The organism is Spirosoma sordidisoli (assembly GCF_004138325.1).
Lineage (GTDB): Bacteria > Bacteroidota > Bacteroidia > Cytophagales > Spirosomataceae > Spirosoma > Spirosoma sordidisoli.
In genome coordinates, this window is the sequence record NZ_SBLB01000002.1 from 415,258 (window position 1) to 438,079 (window position 22,822).

The 22,822-nt window shown below is 52.0% G+C and carries 23 protein-coding genes; 11 read left to right on the forward strand and 12 right to left on the reverse strand.

Features of this window, described 5'->3' with window-relative positions; all coding sequences use genetic code 11:
* Window positions 1-33 precede the first annotated feature (33 nt).
* The 4 genes from EQG79_RS10220 to EQG79_RS10235 form a co-directional block, all read right to left on the reverse strand.
* Complete coding sequence (locus EQG79_RS10220) at window positions 34-1,281, reverse strand: efflux RND transporter periplasmic adaptor subunit (RefSeq protein WP_077922701.1); 1,248 nt, start codon at window positions 1,279-1,281, stop codon at window positions 34-36.
* A 36-nt stretch (window positions 1,282-1,317) separates the two neighbouring features.
* Entirely contained in the window at window positions 1,318-2,658 is a 1,341-nt protein-coding gene (locus EQG79_RS10225; RefSeq protein WP_129601425.1) for a TolC family protein, read from the reverse strand.
* 250 nt (window positions 2,659-2,908) lie between these two features.
* Window positions 2,909-3,277 (reverse strand): YtxH domain-containing protein, encoded by a 369-nt coding sequence (locus EQG79_RS10230; protein ID WP_077922703.1) that lies wholly within the window; start codon window positions 3,275-3,277, stop codon window positions 2,909-2,911.
* Between the two features lie 32 nt (window positions 3,278-3,309).
* Window positions 3,310-3,558 carry a YtxH domain-containing protein gene (locus EQG79_RS10235; RefSeq protein ID WP_077922704.1) on the reverse strand — a complete coding sequence of 83 codons (249 nt, stop codon included), beginning with the start codon at window positions 3,556-3,558 and terminating at the stop codon, window positions 3,310-3,312.
* A gap of 215 nt (window positions 3,559-3,773) precedes the next feature.
* Here EQG79_RS10235 and EQG79_RS10240 point away from each other — a divergent pair, with 215 nt between their 5' ends.
* The gene (locus EQG79_RS10240; RefSeq protein WP_129601426.1) at window positions 3,774-4,847 is read left to right on the forward strand and encodes an endonuclease/exonuclease/phosphatase family protein; all 1,074 of its coding nucleotides are present in this window, start codon (window positions 3,774-3,776) and stop codon (window positions 4,845-4,847) included.
* 223 nt (window positions 4,848-5,070) lie between these two features.
* Here EQG79_RS10240 and EQG79_RS10245 read toward each other — a convergent pair whose 3' ends face one another.
* Window positions 5,071-5,232 carry a lmo0937 family membrane protein gene (locus tag EQG79_RS10245; protein WP_129601427.1) on the reverse strand — a complete coding sequence of 54 codons (162 nt, stop codon included), beginning with the start codon at window positions 5,230-5,232 and terminating at the stop codon, window positions 5,071-5,073.
* 478 nt (window positions 5,233-5,710) lie between these two features.
* Here EQG79_RS10245 and EQG79_RS10250 point away from each other — a divergent pair, with 478 nt between their 5' ends.
* Both EQG79_RS10250 and EQG79_RS10255 read left to right on the forward strand, forming a co-directional pair.
* Window positions 5,711-6,085 carry a response regulator transcription factor gene (locus tag EQG79_RS10250; protein ID WP_077922706.1) on the forward strand — a complete coding sequence of 125 codons (375 nt, stop codon included), beginning with the start codon at window positions 5,711-5,713 and terminating at the stop codon, window positions 6,083-6,085.
* Between the two features lie 88 nt (window positions 6,086-6,173).
* Window positions 6,174-7,634, forward strand: coding sequence for a sigma-54-dependent transcriptional regulator (locus EQG79_RS10255; RefSeq protein ID WP_129601428.1), 1,461 nt, complete (start codon window positions 6,174-6,176; stop codon window positions 7,632-7,634).
* 71 nt (window positions 7,635-7,705) lie between these two features.
* Here the strand turns inward: EQG79_RS10255 and EQG79_RS10260 are convergent, their stop codons facing one another.
* Window positions 7,706-8,350 (reverse strand): porin family protein, encoded by a 645-nt coding sequence (locus EQG79_RS10260; RefSeq protein WP_077922708.1) that lies wholly within the window; start codon window positions 8,348-8,350, stop codon window positions 7,706-7,708.
* A 570-nt stretch (window positions 8,351-8,920) separates the two neighbouring features.
* On the opposite strand from EQG79_RS10260, the gene EQG79_RS10265 reads away from it, so the two are divergent.
* Together EQG79_RS10265 and EQG79_RS10270 are read left to right on the forward strand one after the other, a co-directional pair.
* A complete protein-coding gene (locus EQG79_RS10265; RefSeq protein WP_077922867.1) occupies window positions 8,921-9,340 on the forward strand; it encodes a response regulator in 420 nt (139 codons plus the stop codon).
* A gap of 88 nt (window positions 9,341-9,428) precedes the next feature.
* Window positions 9,429-10,907: a hybrid sensor histidine kinase/response regulator gene (locus tag EQG79_RS10270; protein ID WP_077922709.1), complete on the forward strand. Its 1,479-nt coding sequence runs from the start codon at window positions 9,429-9,431 to the stop codon at window positions 10,905-10,907.
* 501 nt (window positions 10,908-11,408) lie between these two features.
* On the opposite strand, the gene EQG79_RS10275 is transcribed toward EQG79_RS10270, so the two are convergent.
* On the reverse strand, window positions 11,409-12,125 hold the full coding sequence (locus EQG79_RS10275; RefSeq protein ID WP_099084981.1) for a hypothetical protein: 717 nt from the start codon (window positions 12,123-12,125) through the stop codon (window positions 11,409-11,411).
* Between the two features lie 1,275 nt (window positions 12,126-13,400).
* Between EQG79_RS10275 and EQG79_RS10280 the strand changes: the two genes are divergently transcribed.
* The 6 genes from EQG79_RS10280 to EQG79_RS10305 all read left to right on the forward strand — a co-directional run bounded on the left by EQG79_RS10280 (window position 13,401) and on the right by EQG79_RS10305 (window position 18,256).
* Window positions 13,401-13,616, forward strand: coding sequence for a DUF2188 domain-containing protein (locus EQG79_RS10280; RefSeq protein WP_240699325.1), 216 nt, complete (start codon window positions 13,401-13,403; stop codon window positions 13,614-13,616).
* A gap of 30 nt (window positions 13,617-13,646) precedes the next feature.
* Window positions 13,647-14,057, forward strand: coding sequence for a four-helix bundle copper-binding protein (locus EQG79_RS10285; RefSeq protein ID WP_077922712.1), 411 nt, complete (start codon window positions 13,647-13,649; stop codon window positions 14,055-14,057).
* A gap of 96 nt (window positions 14,058-14,153) precedes the next feature.
* On the forward strand, window positions 14,154-14,657 hold the full coding sequence (locus tag EQG79_RS10290) for a pyridoxamine 5'-phosphate oxidase family protein (protein WP_077922713.1): 504 nt from the start codon (window positions 14,154-14,156) through the stop codon (window positions 14,655-14,657).
* Window positions 14,658-14,739: 82 nt separating this feature from the next.
* A complete protein-coding gene (locus EQG79_RS10295) occupies window positions 14,740-15,465 on the forward strand; it encodes a DUF3891 family protein (protein ID WP_077922714.1) in 726 nt (241 codons plus the stop codon).
* Window positions 15,466-15,580: 115 nt separating this feature from the next.
* A complete protein-coding gene (locus tag EQG79_RS10300) occupies window positions 15,581-16,948 on the forward strand; it encodes a Gfo/Idh/MocA family protein (RefSeq protein WP_077922715.1) in 1,368 nt (455 codons plus the stop codon).
* Between the two features lie 153 nt (window positions 16,949-17,101).
* Window positions 17,102-18,256: a glycosyltransferase family 61 protein gene (locus EQG79_RS10305; RefSeq protein WP_129601429.1), complete on the forward strand. Its 1,155-nt coding sequence runs from the start codon at window positions 17,102-17,104 to the stop codon at window positions 18,254-18,256.
* A gap of 54 nt (window positions 18,257-18,310) precedes the next feature.
* On the opposite strand, the gene glgX is transcribed toward EQG79_RS10305, so the two are convergent.
* The 5 genes from glgX to EQG79_RS10330 form a co-directional block, all read right to left on the reverse strand.
* Entirely contained in the window at window positions 18,311-20,434 is a 2,124-nt protein-coding gene (gene glgX / locus EQG79_RS10310; protein WP_129601430.1) for a glycogen debranching protein GlgX, read from the reverse strand.
* Window positions 20,435-20,634: 200 nt separating this feature from the next.
* Window positions 20,635-21,090, reverse strand: a complete 456-nt coding sequence (locus tag EQG79_RS10315; RefSeq protein WP_077922718.1) for a ferritin-like domain-containing protein — start codon at window positions 21,088-21,090, stop codon at window positions 20,635-20,637.
* Window positions 21,091-21,237: 147 nt separating this feature from the next.
* Window positions 21,238-21,588: a DUF3140 domain-containing protein gene (locus EQG79_RS10320; protein ID WP_077922719.1), complete on the reverse strand. Its 351-nt coding sequence runs from the start codon at window positions 21,586-21,588 to the stop codon at window positions 21,238-21,240.
* A gap of 3 nt (window positions 21,589-21,591) precedes the next feature.
* Window positions 21,592-21,807 carry a hypervirulence associated TUDOR domain-containing protein gene (locus EQG79_RS10325; RefSeq protein ID WP_077922720.1) on the reverse strand — a complete coding sequence of 72 codons (216 nt, stop codon included), beginning with the start codon at window positions 21,805-21,807 and terminating at the stop codon, window positions 21,592-21,594.
* A 42-nt stretch (window positions 21,808-21,849) separates the two neighbouring features.
* Window positions 21,850-22,566 (reverse strand): OmpA family protein, encoded by a 717-nt coding sequence (locus EQG79_RS10330; RefSeq protein ID WP_077922721.1) that lies wholly within the window; start codon window positions 22,564-22,566, stop codon window positions 21,850-21,852.
* Window positions 22,567-22,822: the final 256 nt, after the last annotated feature.

Here is a 22,822-nt window from a genome sequence, read left to right on the forward strand (position 1 = left end):
GCTAAGAGGTGGGAGGCAAGAAGAAAGGCTGGGTTAATTGCCCAGTGCGCTGTAAATCAGGAGTTGATTGGTAGTGACTACCCGATCGCCCACGGCCAGACCACCCGACAGGTAAGTGGTTGACCCGATGGTTTTGTAAATCGAAATCTCGCGCACGATTGGCTGATTATGCCGGTTGACGGCCACTACGAAATTGCGGTTTTTGTCGAACACCACGGCGCTTGCCGGAATAGCTACCCGCTGGTCATGACCGGCATAGGTAACGTTTACGTTGGCAAACATCTCGGGTTTAAGCGGATAAGGGTTCGGGCCTGTCGGCTGGTTATCGAGCGTGACCCGGATTTTCATCGTTTTGCTCTCCGGGTCGAGCATGTTGAAAATCTTGTCGATTCGCCCCCGAAACACTTTGTCAGGATAGGAGAGGGTCGTAATCGTTGCCCTGTCTCCTTCGTGCACGTTAGCCAGATCGGATTCGTAGACGTTGGCCAGTACCCAGACGTGGTCGAGGTTCGAAATGGTGAACAGGTTCTCGGGGTCATCGGACCGAATTTCCAGGCCGGGTGATGCTGTTTTTTCGACGATAAACCCGCTCATGGGCGCTTTCACGACGTATACTGACCCATTGCCACCCAGAATATGCCGTCGTTCGGCTACCCGGTTTACCTCGCCCCTGGCGGCCTGAAGCTGTTGCTGGCTGGCCACGAGTTCGCGCTGGGAGCTGAGGCCGGCCTGCGCCATATCTTCGGTTACCTGCAGGTTTTTCTGCGCCACTGATAACTGGCCACGAGCCGTAACGCCCTGCTGCTCCAGGTCGGCCAGGTCGCCGGATCGGATCACGGCCAGGGTTTGACCTTTTCGGACAAAATCGCCCAGATCTGCTTTGATCGCGTCAACGTGACCACCAACCAGTGGGAATACTTTGACGACCTGATCCTGATTGACCGTAACCTTACCGGTCAGGTTAAGTTCGTTCCGGGTGGTTTCGAGCTGGGCGGTATCGAAGGTGGCGCTGGCCAGCAGATTGGTTTTGGGGGTAACGGAGGTGGCTTGGGCCGGCGAATCGGAATGACCACAGCTGCTGAGGGCGCCTATGAGCAGGAGACCCGCCAGACTCGCCAGGCCTTTGGAGCCAGGTATCCGGTTCGTCTGATGAGCTAGCCGTACAATCAGGCCAAACGAAAAACGGGTAGCCATGGCCGATTTGGGATCGGCTGTTACGCCGAGCCGGTCAGACAGGCGTAGCGGTCGGCTACAGGGAAGAATAGTGGGGTGTCGTTTCATATCGAATGTCTGTCTTACCTATTCCTGTGTGTTCAGTCAATGCCGAAACGGATTGGTGCCGATGGCGTAGTCCAGTTCCTCGAGGCTTTGCATGCGGTCGTTCTGGAGCTGCGTAACCTGGATCTGGGTGTTTTTGTACGAATCGAAGAAGTCGAGAAACTCAACGACGTCAATATTCTGCTTGCGGTAGTTGATCGTCACGCCGTTGATCAGCCTGCCAAAGTCGCCGGTAAACTGGTTGTCGAAGGTGCGATAGAGCTGCTCGGTCTGTCTGGCTTTGTCGTAGGCCCGCTGTACCTCGCCGTCGACCTGGGCCCGGTAGGCGTTCGACAGGTACTGGCTGCTTTGCGTCCGGATCTGAGCGGCCTGAATATTTCCCTGGTTTCGGTTCAGGACGGGCAGTGAGATACCCACACCTACGCCAACGTAGTTGGGAATGTAGCCAGCGTTTCGGTCATACGTACCCTGTAGGGTCAGGTCCGGTACGGCCAGCGCTTTCTGAAGGGCCAGGTTCTGCTGCTCCTGCCTGGCCAGATCGCGGTAACTTTTCGCGTCGTAGCGATAATGCTCTGCCAGCTGATACAGGGTGTCCAGATTCAGCTGCGATACGTTGAACTGGCTCACCGAGTCGGTTGATACCACCGGGCGGATCACGGTAGCCGGTTTGATGTTTACCAGAATAGCCAGGTCAGACTGAGAGTCAGTAACCTGGCGGAGACGCTGCTGACGTTCGGTGGTCAGGTTGAAGAGGTAGGCTTTCAGGCGGGTCAGGTCCTTGAGCGGAACGTTCCCTTTGTCGAACTGCTGCTGGTAGAGCTGAACCGTTTGCTGCAGGGTGGCGATTTCTTCATCGTATACAGCCAGTAATTGCTGACCGTAGTACAGATCAAGGAAACTGGTATGCAGCTGATAGGTTAACGTACGGAGGAGGTCATAAAAACGGTCAGCAGCCAGGTCGGTACCGGTTTTGGCCAGAGCCAGCTGCTTATTCCGTTTCCCGGCCAGCCTGATCAGCTGCTGAACCTGGATTACCTGCTGGGAGTTTGCTTTGCCGAAGGGTAGTGCTTCATGCGTCAGCTGGTTGTACGGCATCGTCTCGACGTAGACCGACGGATTTACCCGCAGCTGAGCCTGTAACTCATACGCCTTGTTTTCGGGAATCCCCAGCTGGGCAGCCAGCAGGCTCAGATTATGGGCCCTAAACTGATCGTCGGCCTGTTGCAACGTGAGTTGTACTGTATCAGAAGCGGGGAGTTGAGGAGGAGCGATCGTCTGCGCCACGAGAACGTGGATGCTGCTGGCTGCAAACACCAGCCAGCAAGCTAGCCACTGTTTGCGCGCCCGAAGCCGGACATATAGGGATGATCTACAAAACATAGCGTTAGTGCTGGTGTGTTTCGTAGCAAATGTCACGGGGCTGTATTAAGGCCCTCTTAAACAAAAATTAAAAGGCTGTTAAATAATGTGACCCGCTGGGGGCCGCATTTGTCATGTCGGGCTATGGCTGCGACCGATCTGGTTCCCAGCGCCCGGTTCTGATAGCCAGAGGCTATAAAGCAAGCGGCCTGCCGGGAATTTCCCGGCAGGCCGCTTTTTCAATAACGTTGAGTAAATCAGGAAGGTGATATTAGTTCACCTTGAAAGAGTCTTTTGTATTCTCGATACCAGACTGAGCATCGTCGGCCAGTTCATCCACTTTGTCGTTGTACTGGCTTTTTACTTTCTCCTTGTTGTATTCTGCCTCAGCCTGACCTTTGTACTGGTTCAGTTGATCTTTGGCTTTATCGGCATACTGGTTTACCTGCGTCTTAGCCTGTTCGTAGCCTTCTTTTACCTGAGCTACGCCTTTTTCCCACTGGTCTTTCAGATCGCCACTGCGTTTGTTGGCTTCTTCGGTCAGTTTCTCGCGGGTTTCTTTACCGCTGCGGGGCGCTGTGAGGATACCGATAACTACGCCAGTAATGATGCCTGTTAAAAAATCACGTGTACTTCTCATTGCTTTATTTGTTTTAGGTGATTGGTAGATGATTACTTCGCTTTCCGTTTTGCCTGAGCGACCAGGTCCTGCGTTTTAGACGAAGCGGAGTCAACGTAATCGTTGTACTGCTCTTTGATACTGTCTAAGCCAGACTGAAGCTGATCCTGCAAATCCTTGAAGAAAGAATCTGACTCAGAAGAGATTTTCCGACGAGTATTCTTGCCACTCTCCGGCGCCAGCAGAATGCCTACTACAGCACCAACCGCGAGGCCTATCAGTATTCCGGGTAACGATTTCATTGGCTGTATCTTTAGTGAATGAAACAAATACGCTAAATCACTAGAAAATTTTGTACCACATTGCCGTAAATATAGTAAATAGCTCACTGACAGTATATTAAATAACTACCGTCGTTGAGTATACGGTAGGGTGTTTGAGGAGTATTTTCTACAAGGGCGTCCACGATTTACGCAATTTGGAAAACAACACCCCCATACTTGCCAGTTAGAGAACCATGACCACCACTACACTCGTCCTGCTTGTCTACACCGGTTTTTTGGTGCTGGCTTCATTCATCCACCTCATCCGGCTCGACTACTGGTGGGTTCGTATCTGGGACTTTCCTCACCTGCAGCTTACAGCCCTCACGGTGCTGGGTCTGGTTGCCTGGCTGCTGGCCGATCAGTCGACCCAGTGGCCTCTGACCATTGCCCCAGTGGGTCTGCTGGCCGCCAGCATTTACCAGGGCTGGCTGATTCGGCCATATACGCCCCTCGCTAAAAAGCAGGTCAGGGCGGTAAGGCGTAAGGGCGGGGGGAGCCAGGTGGAAGAAAATACGCTGCGGCTGCTGACGGCGAACGTGTTCATGGAGAACACACACGTACCAGATGTAAAGCGATTGATCGAGAAACACCAGCCTGATGTTGTGCTGTTACTGGAAACCAACGAAGCCTGGCGCCAGCAGCTGGAGGCTATTGAACAGAACTACCCGCATCGGCTGCTGTGTCCCCTCGAGAATACGTATGGTATGTTGCTGTATTCACGGCTGCCGCTGCATAACCCGCAGATCCGGTTTCTGATTCAGGACGATATTCCGTCCATGTACGTGCAGCTGGAGCTTCCGTCGGGGCAGCAAATTCATTTTTATGGTGTTCATCCCATGCCTCCCAGCCCTACGGAACACTACCGGTCTACCGAGCGGGATGCGGAGCTGCTGCTGGTGGGTAAAGAATGTCGTAAGCATACAGGGCCAATCGTCGTAGCCGGCGATCTGAACGACGTGGCCTGGTCACATACGACCCGGCTGTTTCAGCGCGTCAGCGGGCTGCTGGACCCGCGGGTAGGGCGAGGTCTGTATAGTACGTTTCATGCGCATTACTTTTTTCTGCGCTGGCCGCTCGATCACGTTTTCGTCTCGCATCATTTCCGGCTCAAGCAGTTGCGCCGGCTACCCAACTGTGGGTCCGACCATTTTCCCATCCTGGTATCGCTTACGTACCAGCCTGATCCGGCCACAGCTACCGAAGAACCGAAACCTGAGGGCGATGACCTGAAAGAAGCACGTGACATCATTGACCGCGCTACCTAATCTGGTCATTGATCATGCCGAGATTAGTTCACGTGGATTGCTCGGGCAGGGATAAAAAAAAATCCCTGCGCTCAACTTGGCGCAGGGATTCCGTACCCACCGTAACTTGTACTTAACCTAAAATGAAACCACCTAAACCTAAACGTTTCAACGTATTAGGAATTCTGTGACCCCAACCCGTAGCTGGCTACCAGGTCGGTATATTTTTAAGGAAACCAAATCTTCACACCCCTCGTCCCTGAATCAGGCGCAGAACAATTGCAATGATTGCAATTACCAGCAAAACGTGGATCAGATTGCCCAGACCAAAGCTGCCGAATCCGATAAAGCCAAGTAGCCAGATAATAATCAGGACTACGGCAATTGTATAAAGAAGGTTTCCCATAACGTTTCGTGAGTAAATCAGAAATTAATATCTCGCACTTGTCATTCCCTCTAGAAAATTCTGTGCCAGCACCGCCCGTTCGCAGCATAAAGTAGAGCCGAAATGGCCTACATGCTTGAAAATGAGTTACTAGGTAGTAAACTTAGCCGTTAACAAGGTCAAATGAGTATAATAATGTCTACCGAAGAAGTGTGGAAAAAAATACACACCTGTAGAACAATCGGGGAAAATAAGCGCACATTGCCACAGTGCGTTACCTCATATGTTATAAGTAGTATTACCTGAAAGAATAAGTTGCTGCAGGTAATAGGCTTGTTAATCAGCCATTAACGCAGAAATCGAATGAAATTAATGGGCGTGCTATCGTTTCGGCACTAAATTTTATATAAAGAGTAGCATAGAAGTTCATAAAATGCTACGTACCGTGGTAAGCACAATGACAGGAGCCAGTGTGGGCCAGCAATACCGACCAGCCGTAATGAATGCAGTGAGTAACGCCAAACGCGTGTTAATAGTCGACGACGAAGCCGACATCTGTTTGTTACTGTCCGGTTTACTTCGTCGGTTGGGTTACCAACCGACCTGTGCCCACTTCATAGAAGAAGGCAGACAGTGCCTGAGCGCACAGCAGTTTGACGCTGTGTTTTTAGACCTAAACCTGCCCGATGGGTTGGGGTTTGATCTGCTGCCGTCTATCAAGCAGGAGCAGGCTGACACCAAGATTATCATGATCAGCGCCTTTGACGGACAGGCCGAACGCAGACGCGCTACCGAGCAGGGAGCCGACTATTTTATAGGCAAACCGTTTACCAGAAGGTCGGTTGAAATGGCTTTGCAAACCATTCAGGTTTGAGTAACTTTGTTCAAGCAGCCAACAACGCTTCGTTATTTCCTGTTAACATAGTTAGCCTTGGGCTGTCTGAGTAAGCTACTGCCTCTTCATGGAGAAAATATTAATCATTGACGATAACAACGACATATGCCTGCTGCTGGAACGGTTTCTTGGCAAACAGGGATATAAAACAGCGTCGGTGCAACGGGGAGAGGACGGGCTCGTTCTGCTTCGTAAGGAATCGTTCGAACTAGTCATCTGCGATTTCAAGCTACCGGATATCGATGGACTGGAGATGCTGCGCCGAATCAAGGTCATGCACCCAACCACGGCCGTGATCATCATTACCGGTTATTCTGACGTACGGGTGGCTGTGCAGACGGTGAAGCACGGTGCCTATGATTACGTAACCAAGCCGCTCTACCCTGACGAAATTCTTTACACCATCAAAGGCGCGCTGGAACGTCGCAGTCAGTCGCTCACCCAGCCAGCTACAACAACCGCCAGTCCGGCAAAAGCTACTTCCACCAGAGCTGCTGGTAATAAAGGCTCGCTGGCCCCTGATGGTAAACGGTTCATCTTCGGCAAAAGCCGGGTAGCCGAACAACTCCAGAAACATATTGATCTCATTGCCCCCACAGACATGTCGGTTATTATTACCGGCGAGACAGGTACAGGCAAAGAGTTTGTAGCCAACGCCATTCACCTCAAAAGCAAACGGGCCGACAAATCCTTCGTGGCTATCGACTGCGGAGCGTTGAGCAAGGAACTGGCCGGCAGCGAATTGTTTGGCCACGTAAAGGGTGCGTTTACCGGGGCCATGTCCGATAAAGCCGGGAGCTTCGAGTTCGCCAACGGCGGAACCTTATTCCTCGATGAGATCGGCAACCTGTCCTACGACAACCAGATCAAGTTGCTTCGGGTGTTGCAGGAGCGTAAGATTCGGCGCATTGGTAGCAACCAGGATATTGCCGTCGATGTGCGGATTATCGTAGCCACGAATGAAGACCTGCGCGAAGCCGTTCGCCAGGGGCGCTTTCGCGAGGATATTTACCACCGGATCGACGAGTTCGAAATTCATCTGTCGCCCCTGCGCGAACGCAAGGCCGATATTATGATCTTTGCCGAACACTTTCTGGAACTGGCCAACCGGCAGCTCGAAAAGGATATTCTTGGCTTCGATGATGAAGCGAAGGAGAAACTGAAAGAGTACTACTGGCACGGAAACCTTCGCGAACTGCAGAACGTGGTAAAACGGGCTGTACTGCTGACATCGGGAGATTATGTGGAGGCCGATGTACTCCCCCATGAAATAATCACCCCTCAGTATTTTGCCCCCGACGATACCGCAGGCAACGTTCAGGTTTCGTTTGATCCGGCCCGACCGGGTGTGCCCGTTATGAGTCAGTCGGCCGCCAATCTGAAATCAGTGTCGGAAAACGCCGAGCGGGTCGCCATCCTGAAGGTACTTGAGAAAACCGGCTACAATAAAACCAAAGCCGCTGAAGTGCTCAACATCGATCGCAAAACGCTTTACAACAAACTCAAAGCATACGATATTCATCTCTAGCATATAGAGTGTATAAACATAAGAAAGGCCGCCTGAATCAGATTCAGGCGGCCTTTCTTATGGGCAGTTTCTTAGTTGATGCTTACACCTACCGACAGTAACCCTACGCTGTTTTTGGCATTACCCAGCAACGTACGGGCGGCTCCGCTGTTCGCAATCCGCTGTAACCCCTGCTCATAGCGAGCGCCGATAAAGGCTTTACCGAAGTAGATGTTGAGTCCGCCAGCGATACCGTAATCGACCTTGTTGAAGTTATCGCGGTTGATCGCGCTACTGCCGCTCCCGAAATCGCCGTTCGAGTTGATGTTCGAGTTCAGTAGATAGGCTGCGTAAGGGCCGGCCTGGAGTTCAACGGCCTGGCCCAGTTTGAACGTCAGTAATACGGGCAGCTCAGCGTAGTTAAGTCTGAATGTATTACGTCCGTTAAAACCCAGCAGGTTGTAATCGGCAGAAGCACCTTTGGTCGAGTAGAGCAATTCAGGCTGAATGGCCAGAAATTCGCCAAGGGGTGCCTGCGCAAACAAGCCTGCGTGGAATCCGATACGCTCATTTTTGTTGCTGACACCCTGGTTATCGTAAAAAAGTGAGCTTGCGTTCAGCCCCCCTTTGATACCTGTTCTGACCCGGCCCTGGGCGAGGGCGTCAGATGAAGGAAAAACAAGGCTGCCTACAGCCAGGGCTGCAGTAGCTACCAGTAGGTTCATCGACTTTTTCATAACGATCTAGTGATTTACGTGAAGAGCAGGTCCACCATTAACTCAGTTGCACCGACTCATGACGGCTAATATGTCAAAATCGTGCCAAAAGTCTTCTGAATGCATTTGAAGGGCCTATCGTGTTGCATTTTACCACTTTATCGGAGTAGATCGGAAAAAGAGCGGAGCGAAGTACTGACAGCTGTTGCGTAATAATCTCCCCATTTTGTAGAACATAGACAATCCTATTTTGAAATCAGAAAGCACACATCTGTTCATGAGTATCCCTATTCTATATACGTAAAAAGCTGTCAATCAGGCTAAGTCTGCTGATTCGGTATAAATACTATCCTATGGCAGGATAGGTTACGTTATTTTAATGGATAGTCACTGCCGGGAGTTGGGCAATTTTGCTTAGTTTTGACAAGTATAATGCCGATTGCCAGGCATTATGCGGTACATGTATTATACGTTATCTGGCTGTTGATAGCGCGTATGAAGCTGTTACATTTGTCTGGGCGTATTCTACCTCTTTTTAGAACTACCGTAACGAACTACTTTACCGAATCTATGCACCGTAAGCCTACCAGTATGACTATTCTGATTGCTGACGATGACCATGATGATCGCTTGTTTATGGAGCAGGCGCTGCGTCAGAATGGATTTTCTCAAACGATACAGTTTGTTGAGGACGGTGAAGAGTTGATGGAGTACCTGCGCCACGAAGGTCGCTTCCTCGACCAGAACGTACCCTGGCCCAATCTGCTCATTCTTGATCTGAATATGCCTCGTAAGAACGGATTTCAGGCGCTGGAAGAAATTAAAGACGATCCTAAATTACGTCGCCTGCCGGTAGTTGTGATGACTACTTCGTCGGCCGACGAGGATGTGGTGAAAACGTATAACCTGGGCGTTAACTCATTTGTCACCAAGCCCTTTAACTTCAGCCGCCTGGTTGAGATGGTTGGAGCGCTGAAGACGTACTGGATGGACACGGTTAAGCTACCCTGACAGCTTGGGGCTATCCAGGAGGTCAGCTATTTGGATTGTATATTGTATGAAATTAACACAAACTGGTTCCTGTTAACTACTCACTGTTATGATGCCGGTTGTTGCTCCCCTCGACGTTACCGAAAAGAAGAATGTGATCCGGGTTCTCCTGGTTGAAGATGATGAGGATGATTACATGCTGACCAAGGCCCTGGTTTCGGCCCGGGAAAATGCAAACATCAAACTCGACTGGGTAGAAAGTTATGACCGGGCACTGTTAGCTATAGAAGCCAATGAGCATGATGTGTATCTGGTCGATTACCGATTGGGCCATCATACGGGCATTGATCTCATCCAGGAAGCCTTTCGCGCCGGCTGCCGTGCCCCCATGATTCTGCTTACCGGGCAGGATGACCTGACGGTCGATCAGTCGGCTCTTGAGCTGGGTGCGGCCGATTACCTGGTAAAGGGACGCATCGACGCTCAGTTGTTGGGGCGTAGTATTCGATACGCCCTTCGCCAGGCCAGCGTTCTGGCCGAAGTAGCCCAGAAAGAAAACAAATACCGGTCGTTATTCGAACGGTCTATCGATGCCATCTTCGTGGCAAACAATGAGTTGCGCTTCCGGGATGCGAACCCGTCGGTAGAACGACTGCTGGGGTACAGCCGTGACGAACTGCGGCTGCTCAATCCCGCGCGGCTCTTTGCCGACCTGAACCACCTGCGCGAGCTGCGATTCAACGTTCGGGAGCATGGCCAGATCAAAGATTATGAAACAACCCTCATCAACCGAAACGGTCGTAAGCGCATCTGCCTGATTTCGGTCTGGGCGGTAGAAGATGTGGTTGGCAAACCCGAGTGGTATCAGGGTATAGTACGCGATATCACCGAGCAGAAGCGGGCGCAGCAGGATCTCATCCTGGCAGAAAAGCTTACCATGACGGGTAAGATTGCCCGGAGCATTGCCCACGAAGTTCGCAACCCGCTGACCAACCTGAGCCTGGCTCTGGAGCAGCTCAAAGATGAACTGGATACCGACAATGAGTACGTAACTATGTTCACCGATATCATCGGGCGTAACGTTGATCGGATTGGCCAGTTGATTACCGAGATGCTCAACTCCTCCAAACCCCGCGAGCTGGACCGTAAAAAGCAGGACTTCAACGCCGTTGTCAAAGCCACACTGCAGCTCATTGCCGACCGGATCAAGCTGAAACGGATGCGTCTGGAGGTATCGCTCGCCCCCGATGATTGCACAGCCCTGCTCGACCGGGATCAGGTAAAAACGGCGCTGCTCAACATACTCGTCAACGCCGTAGAGGCCATGGAAGAAGGCAAAGGTATTCTGTCCATCAAAACGAGTTGTATTGAAGACAACTGGGTTTGTGTGGAAGTGGCCGATAACGGGGGAGGCATCAGCGATGCTGACCGGCAGCGGCTCTTCGATCCGTTCTTTACGGGAAAGTCGGGCGGCATGGGGCTGGGCCTGACCGCTACGCAGAACATCATCAACAGTCACAAAGGCACCATAGAGGTAGATAGCCAGGTAGGGCAGGGAACCACCTTCCGACTGCTCTTCCCGAAGTAAACCGTCGGCAAACCGTTCTGAAGTAGATACTGATCTCTTCAACAGAAGCCGCCCGTCAATTCCCCCGGGCGGAGTCGGCTTGTGGCAGTAACCCAGCGATGATACTCGCGCCCGGTCCGGGGTATTCAGGCGATGATCTAATACTACAGTGTGCTATTCCCATTTGGGATACCAGTTGCGGTTCGACTGAGTCGGTGGGGGCTACCAACAACCTGGGAGGAGAGGGTGACGTGACTTAATCACGTTATAGCTGACTACAACCAATCCTGCCCCTTTATCAGCGAAGACGAAGGGGGGCGAGCCATGCTTAGTTATTGATTCTTGATGCGTTGGCGGGAGTGGGGTAGTGAAAACAGGGCCGGTGGTCTGTTACCAACCGATCGTTTAGCCGTAGACACAGAAAAAGGCCACTTCTCAGTTGGCCTCAGATCTGGTATTTTCCTCGTGTTCGTTGTGCGGAAAAAACTGTTTATGAGACGAAAGGTCAATTAACCGAAATTATTATTTGAAGTCAGATAACTCTCCTCCCATTTGGCTCATGCTCATTGGCTTACGCTTGGCATCTAGCCTGAATAAAGTATCTGATAACGCTTTTGCCGTTAAACTCGTTGCCGTGAGTTGAATCTTCCAGCCGCGTTCATCCAGCATAAATTGCAGGGGAGTACCCGGCAGTTTACTGACCGAATTAAAAAGGGTACCCAACGTAATATCAATTGCTCTGGTGATAACGGCCTCCGGCAATGTCTGATTCGAACCTCCTTTAAGTGCTACTTTTTCGGCCGGTAGATTAAGCCAGGTTGTCTTTTGAAGTACTCGATCAACCGTGTAGAACTCCATGCCCTGAAGAGCCTGCTCCGCTAAAAGCTGTTTTTCCTCCTCGTGAGTCATAAACAGGGCAATACTATCGAGCATCCTGTTGATGGGTTTGGTGGACTCGGTATATAGATAAGCCCCCTTATCATTACGGATATAAATATCTTTCATGATGTCAGTTGAATCGAATTTATTGACTCGCCAAATTTCGATCCGCAGGGCATTCCCCTTTTTGTACACAATCGTTTGAGTAGGAAAGAGGGGAGGGCCACCAGGTTCTGCCTGGGTAATCGTATCCGCTTTATAGCTGATTACTCCTTCCAGGAAGGGCCTTTGAGCCAACAGGCTGGACAAAAGGCAGAGAACAAGCAGGCAACTAAGGACGATACGTTTTACAAAATTCATGATCTGTTACTCGCTGGCTAAAAGAACTTATGGTAGAAGATTACACGGAGAGTTACCTGCAGGCGGTTTCTGAGATAGCGGTGATTGTTATAAAAGAAGGCGGGTGACAAAGAACATATGCCTTTTGAGGATAGCCTCCTTCCCGATATTGAAAGTAAAAGGTAGAATCGTTTTGAGTTAATACCGCGCCAGACGACCCCTTAAAAGTAAGGCTGTCAAGATTCGCTACCACACAATTCGGACGTAAACCATATAATGAACTTCGCCACTCTTGGCCAATAGGCGTGCCATCTACGATTTGAATCACTACCCCCTCGCAATAGCTGGTAATGTAACGGCCTCTAACGCATAACTGATTAACAGAGGAAGGGTCATGACAACTTAGTAAGGCAAGTAATGTGACACTGGCTACGATTCGCATAAGCTACGTTTTAGACGTAGACCTGAAGATGTAGTCGAGAGTTGGAAACATGCTTTTTTATTAATGAATGATCAAACATTCTTGTAAATGTAGTAACCAATTCCCAAAGTTGATACACTGTATATACACTAAATGGGAGCTACTCTGGGTTGGGCGAACAGTCGACTCAGCAGCGCCTTACTAAACCCTTTAAAGGTTGTTTGGGAAAGAGTGATTAAGACGCTAAAGCCATGAGGGCACCGGATCTTAAACCCCCACCCCCCTTAAGAGCTTGTTTGGGGAAGGAATTGATGTGAATTCCACTAGCCTGAGGGGCTACCGTTTCACCCCCCAGCCCCCTAAAGGGGGAGCCCATTCGGCGAAGCTAACTCCCCCTTTAGGGGGCTGGGGGGTGAAACGGTAGCCATTCGGGCCGACTAGCGTCCACAAGTATCTTTCCTAAACTCAGGGGCCAGGTGTAATCTGACATCCCTAAACAGGCTCTTAATGGTCAACTCGACAAACTAAGGCACACCGTTTTCGCCAGCGCCCTTGCTGACGGAGGGGCGGCAAATGGTTCTGCGCCGTTAAAACCAGTCCGGAATCACCCGCATGGCGCACCTGAGTGATGCCAGTATGCCTTCTGGACAGGTGGGTTTTCTGCTGATAAACATTGGGTAATTTAATACACACTGACCCGGCAGAATATACACAGTTACTATATCCCTGATACTGTCTGGAGCGAAAAATGAGTTAATCTATATTTTGTAAACTACTGACCTTTAATAGTTTGTATTGCTCTATTAAGCCTGAAGACCGGCTGGTTCATGTCGTGGCATGATATAGGCATTCTGTTCTGTGAAAAGGTAACTAACATGATGTGGACCGCTACTCACTTCCCAGCCGCAATGCGCTCGCTTAACCCCGGTACCCGGGCGAAAGCTATTGAGATTGCCAACCAGCTTTTGGAACAGGGACAGCTGGATAAACAACAGGTTATTCTGACCAGTGTGAGCGAGGCCCGTCGTCTGGCCCGCCGGCTGCACAGTGATAACGATTCACTGGTGCAGGGCACTCATTCATTCGTTTAGCGACCCTAACCTCAATATAGTCATTGCGTTATGATCTGGAAGAAGAACATCTACGACACCCTTACTGGCTGTGCTACCCTCTGTGATTCATTTGCAACCGAATGCTCACGGCATGAAGACATTGAAAACTGGTACCGGAGCATTTTCCTGAATCTTGATTGCGCCGACATGTGCCGTCAGCTGGCCATGCTTTACGTGCGCGGTTCAGAAAATACTCGTCTGCTGGCCAGCGCCTGCATTGAGGTTTGTGAGAAATGCGCCCAGGAAGTACTCCAGTTTGAAAACGATCGCTGCCAGCAGGTGTACGCCATGTGTCAGCAAACGATTCACTGCTGCGTGAGCATACTGGAGATGAGCGGCCAGACCAGTGCGGTACATCCGGCCACAACCCCCATGTCGCTCTTCTACGGAATCGACCTGCGCGAAACATTATATAACTAATTCGAGTCATATAGGGTAGATAGCAGGCGCTTTACCCGTCAACGCCGGACTCTGAGGAGCCGACGACGCTACCTGATATGACAACCTATTCGCGTTATGGAAACGAAACCACAGAAAAACGATCAACTGGAGAAAGTACGTAAGATGGTTGGCAACATTCGGATTGCCATGATGACAACCGTCGATGAAGAAGGTCATCTGCAAAGTAGGCCAATGGCTGTTTTACAAATGGATGAAGACGGCACACTCTGGTTCTTTACCCAAAAAACGTCGCCCAAAGTAGATCAGATCGAGCAGCACGACAAGCAGGTCAACATTGCCTTTGCCGACGTTAGTGATGCCGATTACGTATCTATCTCGGGTACAGCCGAAGAGCTTCACGACCAGGCCAAGATCGACGAGCTCTGGAATCCGCAGGCTAAAGCCTGGTTTCCCAACGGCAAAGACGATCCGAATCTGACGCTGCTCAAGGTGCATACCCGTATGGCCGAGTATTGGGATTCTAACGACAGCACCATGGTCCGGCTGTTTCAGCAAGCCTCGGCTGCGCTGACGGGAACGACACCCAAAATGGGCGAAAACGAAAAAGTATACAATTAACAGTAACAAAGCGAGCCGAACGGCTGGCCGAAGCAACTGCTTCAGTCGGTCGTTCGGCTCGCTTTGTGTTACTACCAGGAAGATGATCGTTACTCAGACTGACGAAGGTTGGCGAATTATTAACCAGCAGGCGCACGGGCTGCTGGCTGTACAGGCGGCTATGCACTGGCAGGACGCGAAACGCCCCATCTATTGGGTAGAGACCCTTATTGCCCTGACTGAGCACGACGACGGGCAGGACCCCTGGCAGGGCCGTAACCACCTGACCACGGCTGGCGCCCCTCTCCATTTTCAAATTCTCCAGTACTCGGTAGACCAGTGTCGGAGTATGATCCAGATTGGCCTGCAGAAGAGCCGCTGGAATGCCCTGATGCTGTCGATGCATACGTCTTTCCTGTACGAACCCAAACGGGGGACGGATGCTGCCCTGGACGAGTTCCTGGACCAGCAGGTTGATAACCAGAAAAAGTGGCGCAGGCAGTGCGGAGCCAGTAAAGACGAAGCCCGGTATGCCTACGATTTTGTGCAGTGGTGCGATGCGCTGTCGCTGGTGCTTTGTCTGGATCAGGTGCCGCCCGAAGGCCGACGTTTAGAGGTAAGCGTAGGCCCCGATGGCGTATCGTATTACATCTCACAGCGCCCCGACGAATCGCTTTGCCTCGATCCCTGGCCCTTCGATCAGCCGGAGCTAACGGTACACGTCGAAACCTTCCCGCTGAAGCAACTGGTATTCAGCTCGGACGAAGAGCTGTACAACGCTATTCAGGATGCGCCCGTGGCAGTGAAAACCTGGACGTTCAGGCAGTAATCGACCAATGCAGAGCGAGTCTGTCGTTTAAAGAGGACGTAAATCTGATATTTACCGGCCGATGCCTTAACTTGGGAACGCTATTCCTAAGTCACACTTTTACGTTCGTTCAATAATGCAAACGGTCACGATAAACCGCCGTCGTTTCCTGCAGGGTACGTCAGCGTCGCTTGCTCTTACTACACTGGGTGCCAATAGCCTGGCTTTCTCGACCCCTCCCAAAACGTACCGCGTAGGCCTGATCGGCACGGGCTGGTACGGTAAAAGCGATTTGTTCCGGCTAATCCAGGTCGCCCCGGTCGAGGTGGTGTCACTGTGCGACGTTGATAAAAATCAGCTTTCTCAGGCCGCAAAACTTGTCAGTCAGCGTCAGAAATCGGGACAGACACCCCGGCAGTATGAAGATTATCGGAAGATGCTGGCCGAAAACAAACTCGACATCGTTCTGATCGGCTCGCCTGACCACTGGCACGCGCTTCAGGCTATCGAAGCCATGAAGTCAGGGGCACACGTCTACGTGCAGAAACCCATCAGCGTGGATGTGCTGGAAGGGGAGGCTATGGTAGCCGCTGCGCGGAAATACAACCGGGTTGTACAGGTAGGCACCCAGCGCCGGAGTACCCCCCACCTAATCGATGCCAAGAAAAACGTAGTCGATGCGGGGTTGCTGGGAAAGATATCGCACGTGGAAATGTGCTGCTATTACCACATGAAGGCCAACGGGAACCCGCCGGTAGTGCCTGTCCCGGATTTCCTTAACTATGACCTGTGGACGGGCCCGGCTCCCCTTCGTCCGTACGATGGCCTGCCGCACATTCGCTGGTGGCGCACGTTCATGGAATACGGCAACGGTATCATGGGCGATATGTGCGTACATATGTTCGATGCCGTTCGCTGGATGCTGGGTCTGGGCTGGCCCAATAAGATCAGCTCAACCGGAGGCATCTATGTGCAGACAGAAGGTAAGTCGAACATTGCCGACACGCAAACGGCCGTTTTTGAGTATGACAACCTGAACTGTGTGTGGCAGCACCGGTCCTGGGGAACGCCCGCCAATCCTGACTATCCATGGGCGTTTACGCTCTACGGCGAAAAAGGTACGCTTATGGCCAGCACAATGAGCTACGACTTTGTGCCGCAGGGGAAAGAAGGGCCGGCCAAAATTCATAAAGACGTTGTGTTCGAGAAAGAAAAGTATCCGGAAGACCTTACCGAAGAGCGTATTGAACTGAACGCGGCCCCGGCTACCCGGCAACACATGCTTAATTTCCTGGAAGCGATCGAGACGAACGGCCGCCCCGTAGCCAACATTGACGAGGCTCATATATCGACCGCCAGCTGTATACTGGCCAACATCTCCATGAAGATCGGCCGACCGGTGGTATACGATCCTAAAAAGCACGTTGTCGTGGGCGACAAGGAGGCTACCGCCCTGCTGAAACGACCCTACCGGCAGCCCTGGAAACACCCGTATCAAAGCTAGTTATAACACGTTCGAGTCGATGGCCAGGGCCTGCAGAACAGCCAGGTCACATCAGCAAAAACACCGTTTATAAAATATTCAGCCCATTTTTTGACGGTTCAGCCCGAAAAGCGTCTAAATAGACAGGTTCTTCCACTACGCCTGTCTGTTTAGATGACTTCCTCTGCCCCTAAAAAAACATTTGTTGGTACGTTACGAGACCTACTGGCTCAGCAGGTTCCTGTTCTCCTCCGCTGGCTTGGCTTCAGACTACTGTCCCGCTCCGAAACCTACTCATTTCTGGCTAAGTACGTGGTTTCCGAGCAGGCGGGTAATCAGCTGAAGCTACGGAATGTATACGATGCCCTTGAGCCCGATAAACTCATTTTCGCCGAAACCGTAGCGACCAGCGAAACCAGCTTCGTCTGGGACTACCATTGCCCGAATAGCAAAGCCGTTGTGTTGCCTCTCGGCAGTGTCAGAACCCAGGGGCGGGTACTCTGTACCGATTTCGATGACCTGCGGGGTGTGGTCAAAGCGGCCCTGTTTCCGACCAGGCGAAAAACCGTCCGGGCTAAGGTGCTGATCGCGCCCTGGAGCCACCAGCTCGACGGGGTTCGCTATGGAGGGTATTACGATTTCATGATGCTGGTAGGGGCCAAGCTTTGCCGGATCAGGGAAACCATACCGGATCAGGTACTGGCCAATGCGGTGGTGGCTTACCCGCTGTTCAACACATCGTACGAACGGGAGCTGCTGACCCTGCTCGGGTTTCGACCGGATCAGATTATCGACAGCCGCCATACCGAAGTGATCGCCGACCGCTGTATTCTGGCTAACAACGGCGACTGGTCTTACCCCAACTCAGCCTCCATTCAGGCGTTGAAGAACCACGTTGAAAAAGCGGTATCGGCTAATGTCCAGCAACCCGAACGGATCTATATCCGCCGGGCGGGTCGCCGTCGGGTCAGCAACGAAGCGGAGCTGATAGCGTTGCTGAACGACTACCAGTTTATCATCATCAACGATGAGCCCCGAACCATAGCCGAACAGGTTGCGATCTATTCGAACGCGTCGTTCATCCTGGGCCCACACGGGGCCTCGTTTACGAACCTGATCTGGTGCAAGCCAGGAACCGCTCTCTTCGAGCTGTTTTCGCCCAAGTACGTGGTCGATTATTTCCTCTACCTGTCTGCCTGGGCAGGACTGCGGTACGCGGCTACGTATTCTGGTGCGCTGGACGACGATCGCGATCTCGAAGCTGACGTTCACGTATCTATACCGGCCTTACGAGCCGCCCTTGATCAGCTGTTCGAGCCAGCTTACTAAGAAAAAAGCGGACCGTCTGGTCCGCTTTTTTTGTGTGAAGATGATCACGCCTGGTTATTTCAACCGCAGCAGGATAGACGAGCGTGCTGGTACAACAAACTCCTTCCCGCCTTTGGTTGGCGTGGCATCGGGTTTAACCTGACCGGCGTTCGTATCGACCAGCACTTCCCAGGTGGCGGTTTTCCGCTCCAGCTTGGGCAGCAGGAACGGAATGTCTTCCCAGTAAGCGTTCAGAATCCAGATCAGTTGTTCGTCGCCAATATCCTGACCGTCTTCGGTCTGTTCGTCAACGCGTTTACCGTCGATGAACAGAGCCAGACAGTGGGTGCCCGGATTGTTCAGGTCGTCGCTGGTCATTTCCTGCCCGTCGGGACGGAGGTAGGAGACCTGCTCGCTACCGAAGAACTTACGGCGACTCAGCAGCGGAATATCCCGGCGCAGGTTTGTCAGCGCACTCGAGAAGTCGAACAGCGCCTGCTGCCGATCGTCCCAGTGCCAGTTCATCCAGCTGATTTCGCTGTCCTGGTTATAGCCGTTGTTATTTCCGTGTTGCGTGCGCCCACATTCGTCACCCATCACAATCATGGGGGTACCTTGGCTCAGAAGGAGGGTAGACAGGAAATTACGCTTCTGCCGCTCGCGCAGCTCAATAATGGCCGGATCGTCGGTTGGCCCTTCGGCTCCGCAGTTCCAGCTCAGGTTATCGTTCGAGCCGTCGCGGTTGTCTTCGCCGTTGGCCTCGTTGTGCTTATCGTTATAGCTGACAAGGTCGTTGAGGGTAAACCCGTCGTGGGCCGTAATCAGGTTGACACTATTGGCCGGCGACCGGCCGTCGTTGGCATAGAGGTCGGGGCTACCCAGCAACCGCAGGGCCGTTTCGGCCGCTTTGCCATCGTCGCCTTTCCAGAAACCACGCAGCGCATCGCGGTATTTACCGTTCCATTCTGACCAGCGCACCGGGAATCCTCCTACGTGGTATGAGCCGATGTCCCAGGGTTCGGCAATTAGCTTCACCTGAGTCAGAATAGGGTCCTGCGCCACGGTGTCGAGGAACGACGAAACCCGACCTACTTCTTCGTCTGTCCGGATCAGGGCCGATGCCAGGTCGAAGCGGAAACCGTCGACGTGCATTTCCGTTACCCAGTAACGCAGGCTATCCATGACCAGCTGCAGGGCACGGGGGTGGCTGAGGTTGAACGTATTGCCAGTGCCGGTATAGTCCATGTAATAATCCGGTCGGTCGCCAACCTGGTGATAGTAGGCCCGGTTATCGATACCCTGGAACGACAGCGTTGGCCCCAGCTGATTACCTTCGGCGGTATGGTTGTAAACAACGTCCAGAATGACCTCGATACCGGCGGCATGCAGGTCTTTGACCATCTGTTTGAATTCATTGACCTGCTCGCCGTTCATGCCGGCCGAAGAGTACGTGTTCTGGGGCGCAAAAAAGCCGATGCTGTTGTAGCCCCAGTAGCTCTCGTCGGTGAACTGATGAACGGGCAGCAGCTCGACCGCCGTAACGCCCAGGCGCTTCAGATAGTCGATGCTCTCGGGCGTGGCCAGACCGGCATAAGTACCGCGGAGGGTTTCGTTGATGGTCGGATGCTGGTAGGTGAACCCTTTCACGTGCATCTCGTAAATAACCGACCGATGCATGGGTATGGTTGGTGCGGTATCTTCACCCCAGTCGAAATCTTTATCGTCGACAACCACCGACTTGGGCATGCTCGGGCCGCTGTCTGTACTGCTCATGACCAGGTGCTTGCCTTCTTCGCCTTCGGTCTCTTCGTAATCGTAGCCGAGCCAGTCGTTGTTATGATTCACGGGGGCGTTGATAGCCCGCGCGTACGGATCGAGCAGCAGTTTGTTGGGGTTGAAAAAATGACCCGCCTGCGGATCGTAAGGGCCATCGACGCGGAAGCCGTAGAGCTGCCCGGGTTGCAGGCCGTCGATGTGAATATGCCAGACCAGTTCGGTGCGCTCAGTGAGCGGGATCATGGCCGTTTCCCGAGAGGGATCAGCTACGTCGTATAAACAGAGGTAAACGCCAGTGGCATTCTCGGAGAAAAGGGCAAAGTTGATACCTTCGCCGTCAAACGTGGCTCCCAGCGGATAGGGTTTACCGGGTTTGATTTGATCGGCTGTCGGAGCCGAAACGGTAGATTTATGCTTGCTCATAACGCGTGTAAAGCAGGAATGGTGATAGCGCTGTGTAAAACAGGCTCATCAAATAACTGCCTGATTGAATCGATTGTTTGAGGCCACCCAGTGCCTTTTTTCGGGGCTTCTCTACAAATATTGTTAATCAATTGAATTAGTAGACTATATACAAAAAAGCCTGCCCTCAACGAGGGCAGGCTTTCCGATCCCACCATTCACTACACTACCAAGGCCAATCGAGCCATTGAAGCATGGGCCGATTCGATGCTTTGCTTTTGACGCAGCAACAGTTCGCGGGTGCTGGCTACCAGATCCGTTTCCTGCAATACGGCGTTATAATTTTCCAGTGCTTCCTGATCGCCCCGCTGGCATTCCTGCACAGTGGCTTTATCGTCGTTGCTGGCAAATGTTGATTTAATATTGATCCAGGCCCGGTGCAGATCAGCGGCCAGACTGGTTGTGTTGTCCGGATCGCCACCCAGGGTGCGGATCTCGCGGTCCAGCTCCAGGGCAAACTCACCCCGCTGCCGCGACTGCGCCAGGAACAGGCTTTTCAGCTCCGTATCTTTTACGCTGTCAGCCGCTTCCTGGTAGCCTTTTTCTCCGTCGCGGGTATCTGTAAGGAGTCGATTCAGTTGGTCGAGGACTTCGCCCCGTGTTTCTTTAACATTCATAACGTTTGTGTTGTGTTGGTTGTGTTGAAATGAAAAGGATTCGTAACGTTCGTAGTGTTGAGTAAATCAGAAAGCAATGGGTTCCGTTTTGAGCCGGGTGGTGCCCGCTGAATGAACTGAATGCACCACCCGGCAACAAACCGAAATTTATTTTTTGTCAGGATCGTGGCCCCAGTTCTTCAGGGAATACGCCCAGTTGGAACCAGCTACCTGTTTGGGACGCTGTGCACTATGACGCCGGACATAACTGACCACTTTGCGCATGTGTGCATAATCACTTTCAGAGAGATCGGCCGACTTTTTACCGAGGATGTCGATGATTTTTTCGCCCGACTGGTGGCCGATCGATTCATCATCACCCTCTTTCGTTTGTCCGACCGACTTTGACTCCTCCGTTTTGAGCCACTTTTCGAGTTGTGAAGCCGACATATTGACGACTTCATCGAACTCGCTTTTGATCGCCTTTTTTTCGTCGGTGTCGAGCGTTGCAGTTGCCATGGCCTAGCTCTTTTTAGTGACCTCACTGGCCGATTTTACAATTTTCTTGCTGCCCTGCTCGATCACCAGCGCGGGCTCCTCGGCAGAACCTTTCCGTTTGGTAGTGGTTCCCTGCGTCTTGCGTTCGATGTCTTCCTTATGAACCTCGGCAACTTTTCCTTCGGCTGTGCCTTTGCCGTATTTCCACGTGACTTCGTCGCCTTTTTTTACCGTTGCCATAGCTTCATTCGGGTTAGTCGTTCCGCGTTGTATTACAATCTGTTAGTTGTCCAGCTTGCCGGCTTTGGCATCACGCTGCATCTGCTTGTTAGCAAATACGGCTATGTCAACCCGGCGGTTCTGCCGACGACCTGACTCGGTCGTGTTGTCGGCCACGGGCTGTGCTTCGCCGTAACCCAGTTCATCCAGACGTGACGATTTTACGCCCTGCGTGGCCAGGTAATCACCGACTGCCTTGGCCCGGCGATCAGACAGCTTTTTGTTATAGTCGTCCGAACCGGTTGCGTCGGCATGGCCTTCAATCCGGATGTCCGTGTCTTCGTATTTGTTGAGCGTCTGGGCAAACTCCGTAAGCTGCTGCTTGGTGGCGGCTTTCAACTGGTAAGAGTCAACATCGAACAGGATGTCCGAGCCAAAGGTAATTTTGATGCCTTCGCCCACCCGTTCAATCTGCGCATTGGGTAGTTCGCGTTTTAGCTCTTCAGCCTGTTTATCCATGCGACGACCAATCACTGCACCGGCGGCTCCACCAACGGTTGCACCGATAATAGCGCCAATGGCTGTGTTCCCTTTCGCGTATTTTTTACCGATAATACCGCCTACCAAAGCACCACCGCCTGCACCGACCGCAGCACCCTTCTGGGTTTTATTCAGGTTACCCTGTGATTTGCAACTCGTAAGCGTATTAGCGGACAAAAGACCAACCGCAGCGAATACAATCAGCGACTTTGTTCCTACTGTTTTAAATTGACGTTTCATTGTAGTGAATACTTGTTGGTACTGACTCCACAGGCCCAAAAGCTGTACCAAGATGCTCTATCGGCTGTGACGATCAGGGAATTAGTAGGATTAACTGGTTGCAGAACAAGTATTTAACCCGTATAAGGATTTTATTTCCAATCAAATGAGTTATATTAATACCAAGTAAAATAGTAGAGTAAACGGGAAGCCAGATGCCTATTCTTGTGGAGTCTGTTCTACACCCGCCCAGCGTTTCTTCTTTTCATTTTTTTCT

Coding starts and splice junctions, on each gene's coding strand:
- EQG79_RS10240 (WP_129601426.1), top strand. CDS start 3,774: ATGACCACCACTACACTCGTCCTGCTTGTCTACACCGGTTTTTTGGTG.
- EQG79_RS10285 (WP_077922712.1), top strand. CDS start 13,647: ATGATCTGGAAGAAGAACATCTACGACACCCTTACTGGCTGTGCTACC.
- EQG79_RS10330 (WP_077922721.1), bottom strand. CDS start 22,566: ATGAAACGTCAATTTAAAACAGTAGGAACAAAGTCGCTGATTGTATTC.
- glgX (WP_129601430.1), bottom strand. CDS start 20,434: ATGAGCAAGCATAAATCTACCGTTTCGGCTCCGACAGCCGATCAAATC.
- EQG79_RS10290 (WP_077922713.1), top strand. CDS start 14,154: ATGGAAACGAAACCACAGAAAAACGATCAACTGGAGAAAGTACGTAAG.
- EQG79_RS10295 (WP_077922714.1), top strand. CDS start 14,740: ATGATCGTTACTCAGACTGACGAAGGTTGGCGAATTATTAACCAGCAG.
- EQG79_RS10325 (WP_077922720.1), bottom strand. CDS start 21,807: ATGGCAACGGTAAAAAAAGGCGACGAAGTCACGTGGAAATACGGCAAA.
- EQG79_RS10265 (WP_077922867.1), top strand. CDS start 8,921: ATGACTATTCTGATTGCTGACGATGACCATGATGATCGCTTGTTTATG.
- EQG79_RS10270 (WP_077922709.1), top strand. CDS start 9,429: ATGATGCCGGTTGTTGCTCCCCTCGACGTTACCGAAAAGAAGAATGTG.
- EQG79_RS10305 (WP_129601429.1), top strand. CDS start 17,102: ATGACTTCCTCTGCCCCTAAAAAAACATTTGTTGGTACGTTACGAGAC.
- EQG79_RS10320 (WP_077922719.1), bottom strand. CDS start 21,588: ATGGCAACTGCAACGCTCGACACCGACGAAAAAAAGGCGATCAAAAGC.
- EQG79_RS10230 (WP_077922703.1), bottom strand. CDS start 3,277: ATGAGAAGTACACGTGATTTTTTAACAGGCATCATTACTGGCGTAGTT.
- EQG79_RS10300 (WP_077922715.1), top strand. CDS start 15,581: ATGCAAACGGTCACGATAAACCGCCGTCGTTTCCTGCAGGGTACGTCA.
- EQG79_RS10260 (WP_077922708.1), bottom strand. CDS start 8,350: ATGAAAAAGTCGATGAACCTACTGGTAGCTACTGCAGCCCTGGCTGTA.
- EQG79_RS10275 (WP_099084981.1), bottom strand. CDS start 12,125: ATGAATTTTGTAAAACGTATCGTCCTTAGTTGCCTGCTTGTTCTCTGC.
- EQG79_RS10245 (WP_129601427.1), bottom strand. CDS start 5,232: ATGGGAAACCTTCTTTATACAATTGCCGTAGTCCTGATTATTATCTGG.
- EQG79_RS10255 (WP_129601428.1), top strand. CDS start 6,174: ATGGAGAAAATATTAATCATTGACGATAACAACGACATATGCCTGCTG.
- EQG79_RS10225 (WP_129601425.1), bottom strand. CDS start 2,658: ATGTTTTGTAGATCATCCCTATATGTCCGGCTTCGGGCGCGCAAACAG.
- EQG79_RS10220 (WP_077922701.1), bottom strand. CDS start 1,281: ATGAAACGACACCCCACTATTCTTCCCTGTAGCCGACCGCTACGCCTG.
- EQG79_RS10280 (WP_240699325.1), top strand. CDS start 13,401: ATGATGTGGACCGCTACTCACTTCCCAGCCGCAATGCGCTCGCTTAAC.
- EQG79_RS10315 (WP_077922718.1), bottom strand. CDS start 21,090: ATGAATGTTAAAGAAACACGGGGCGAAGTCCTCGACCAACTGAATCGA.
- EQG79_RS10250 (WP_077922706.1), top strand. CDS start 5,711: ATGAATGCAGTGAGTAACGCCAAACGCGTGTTAATAGTCGACGACGAA.
- EQG79_RS10235 (WP_077922704.1), bottom strand. CDS start 3,558: ATGAAATCGTTACCCGGAATACTGATAGGCCTCGCGGTTGGTGCTGTA.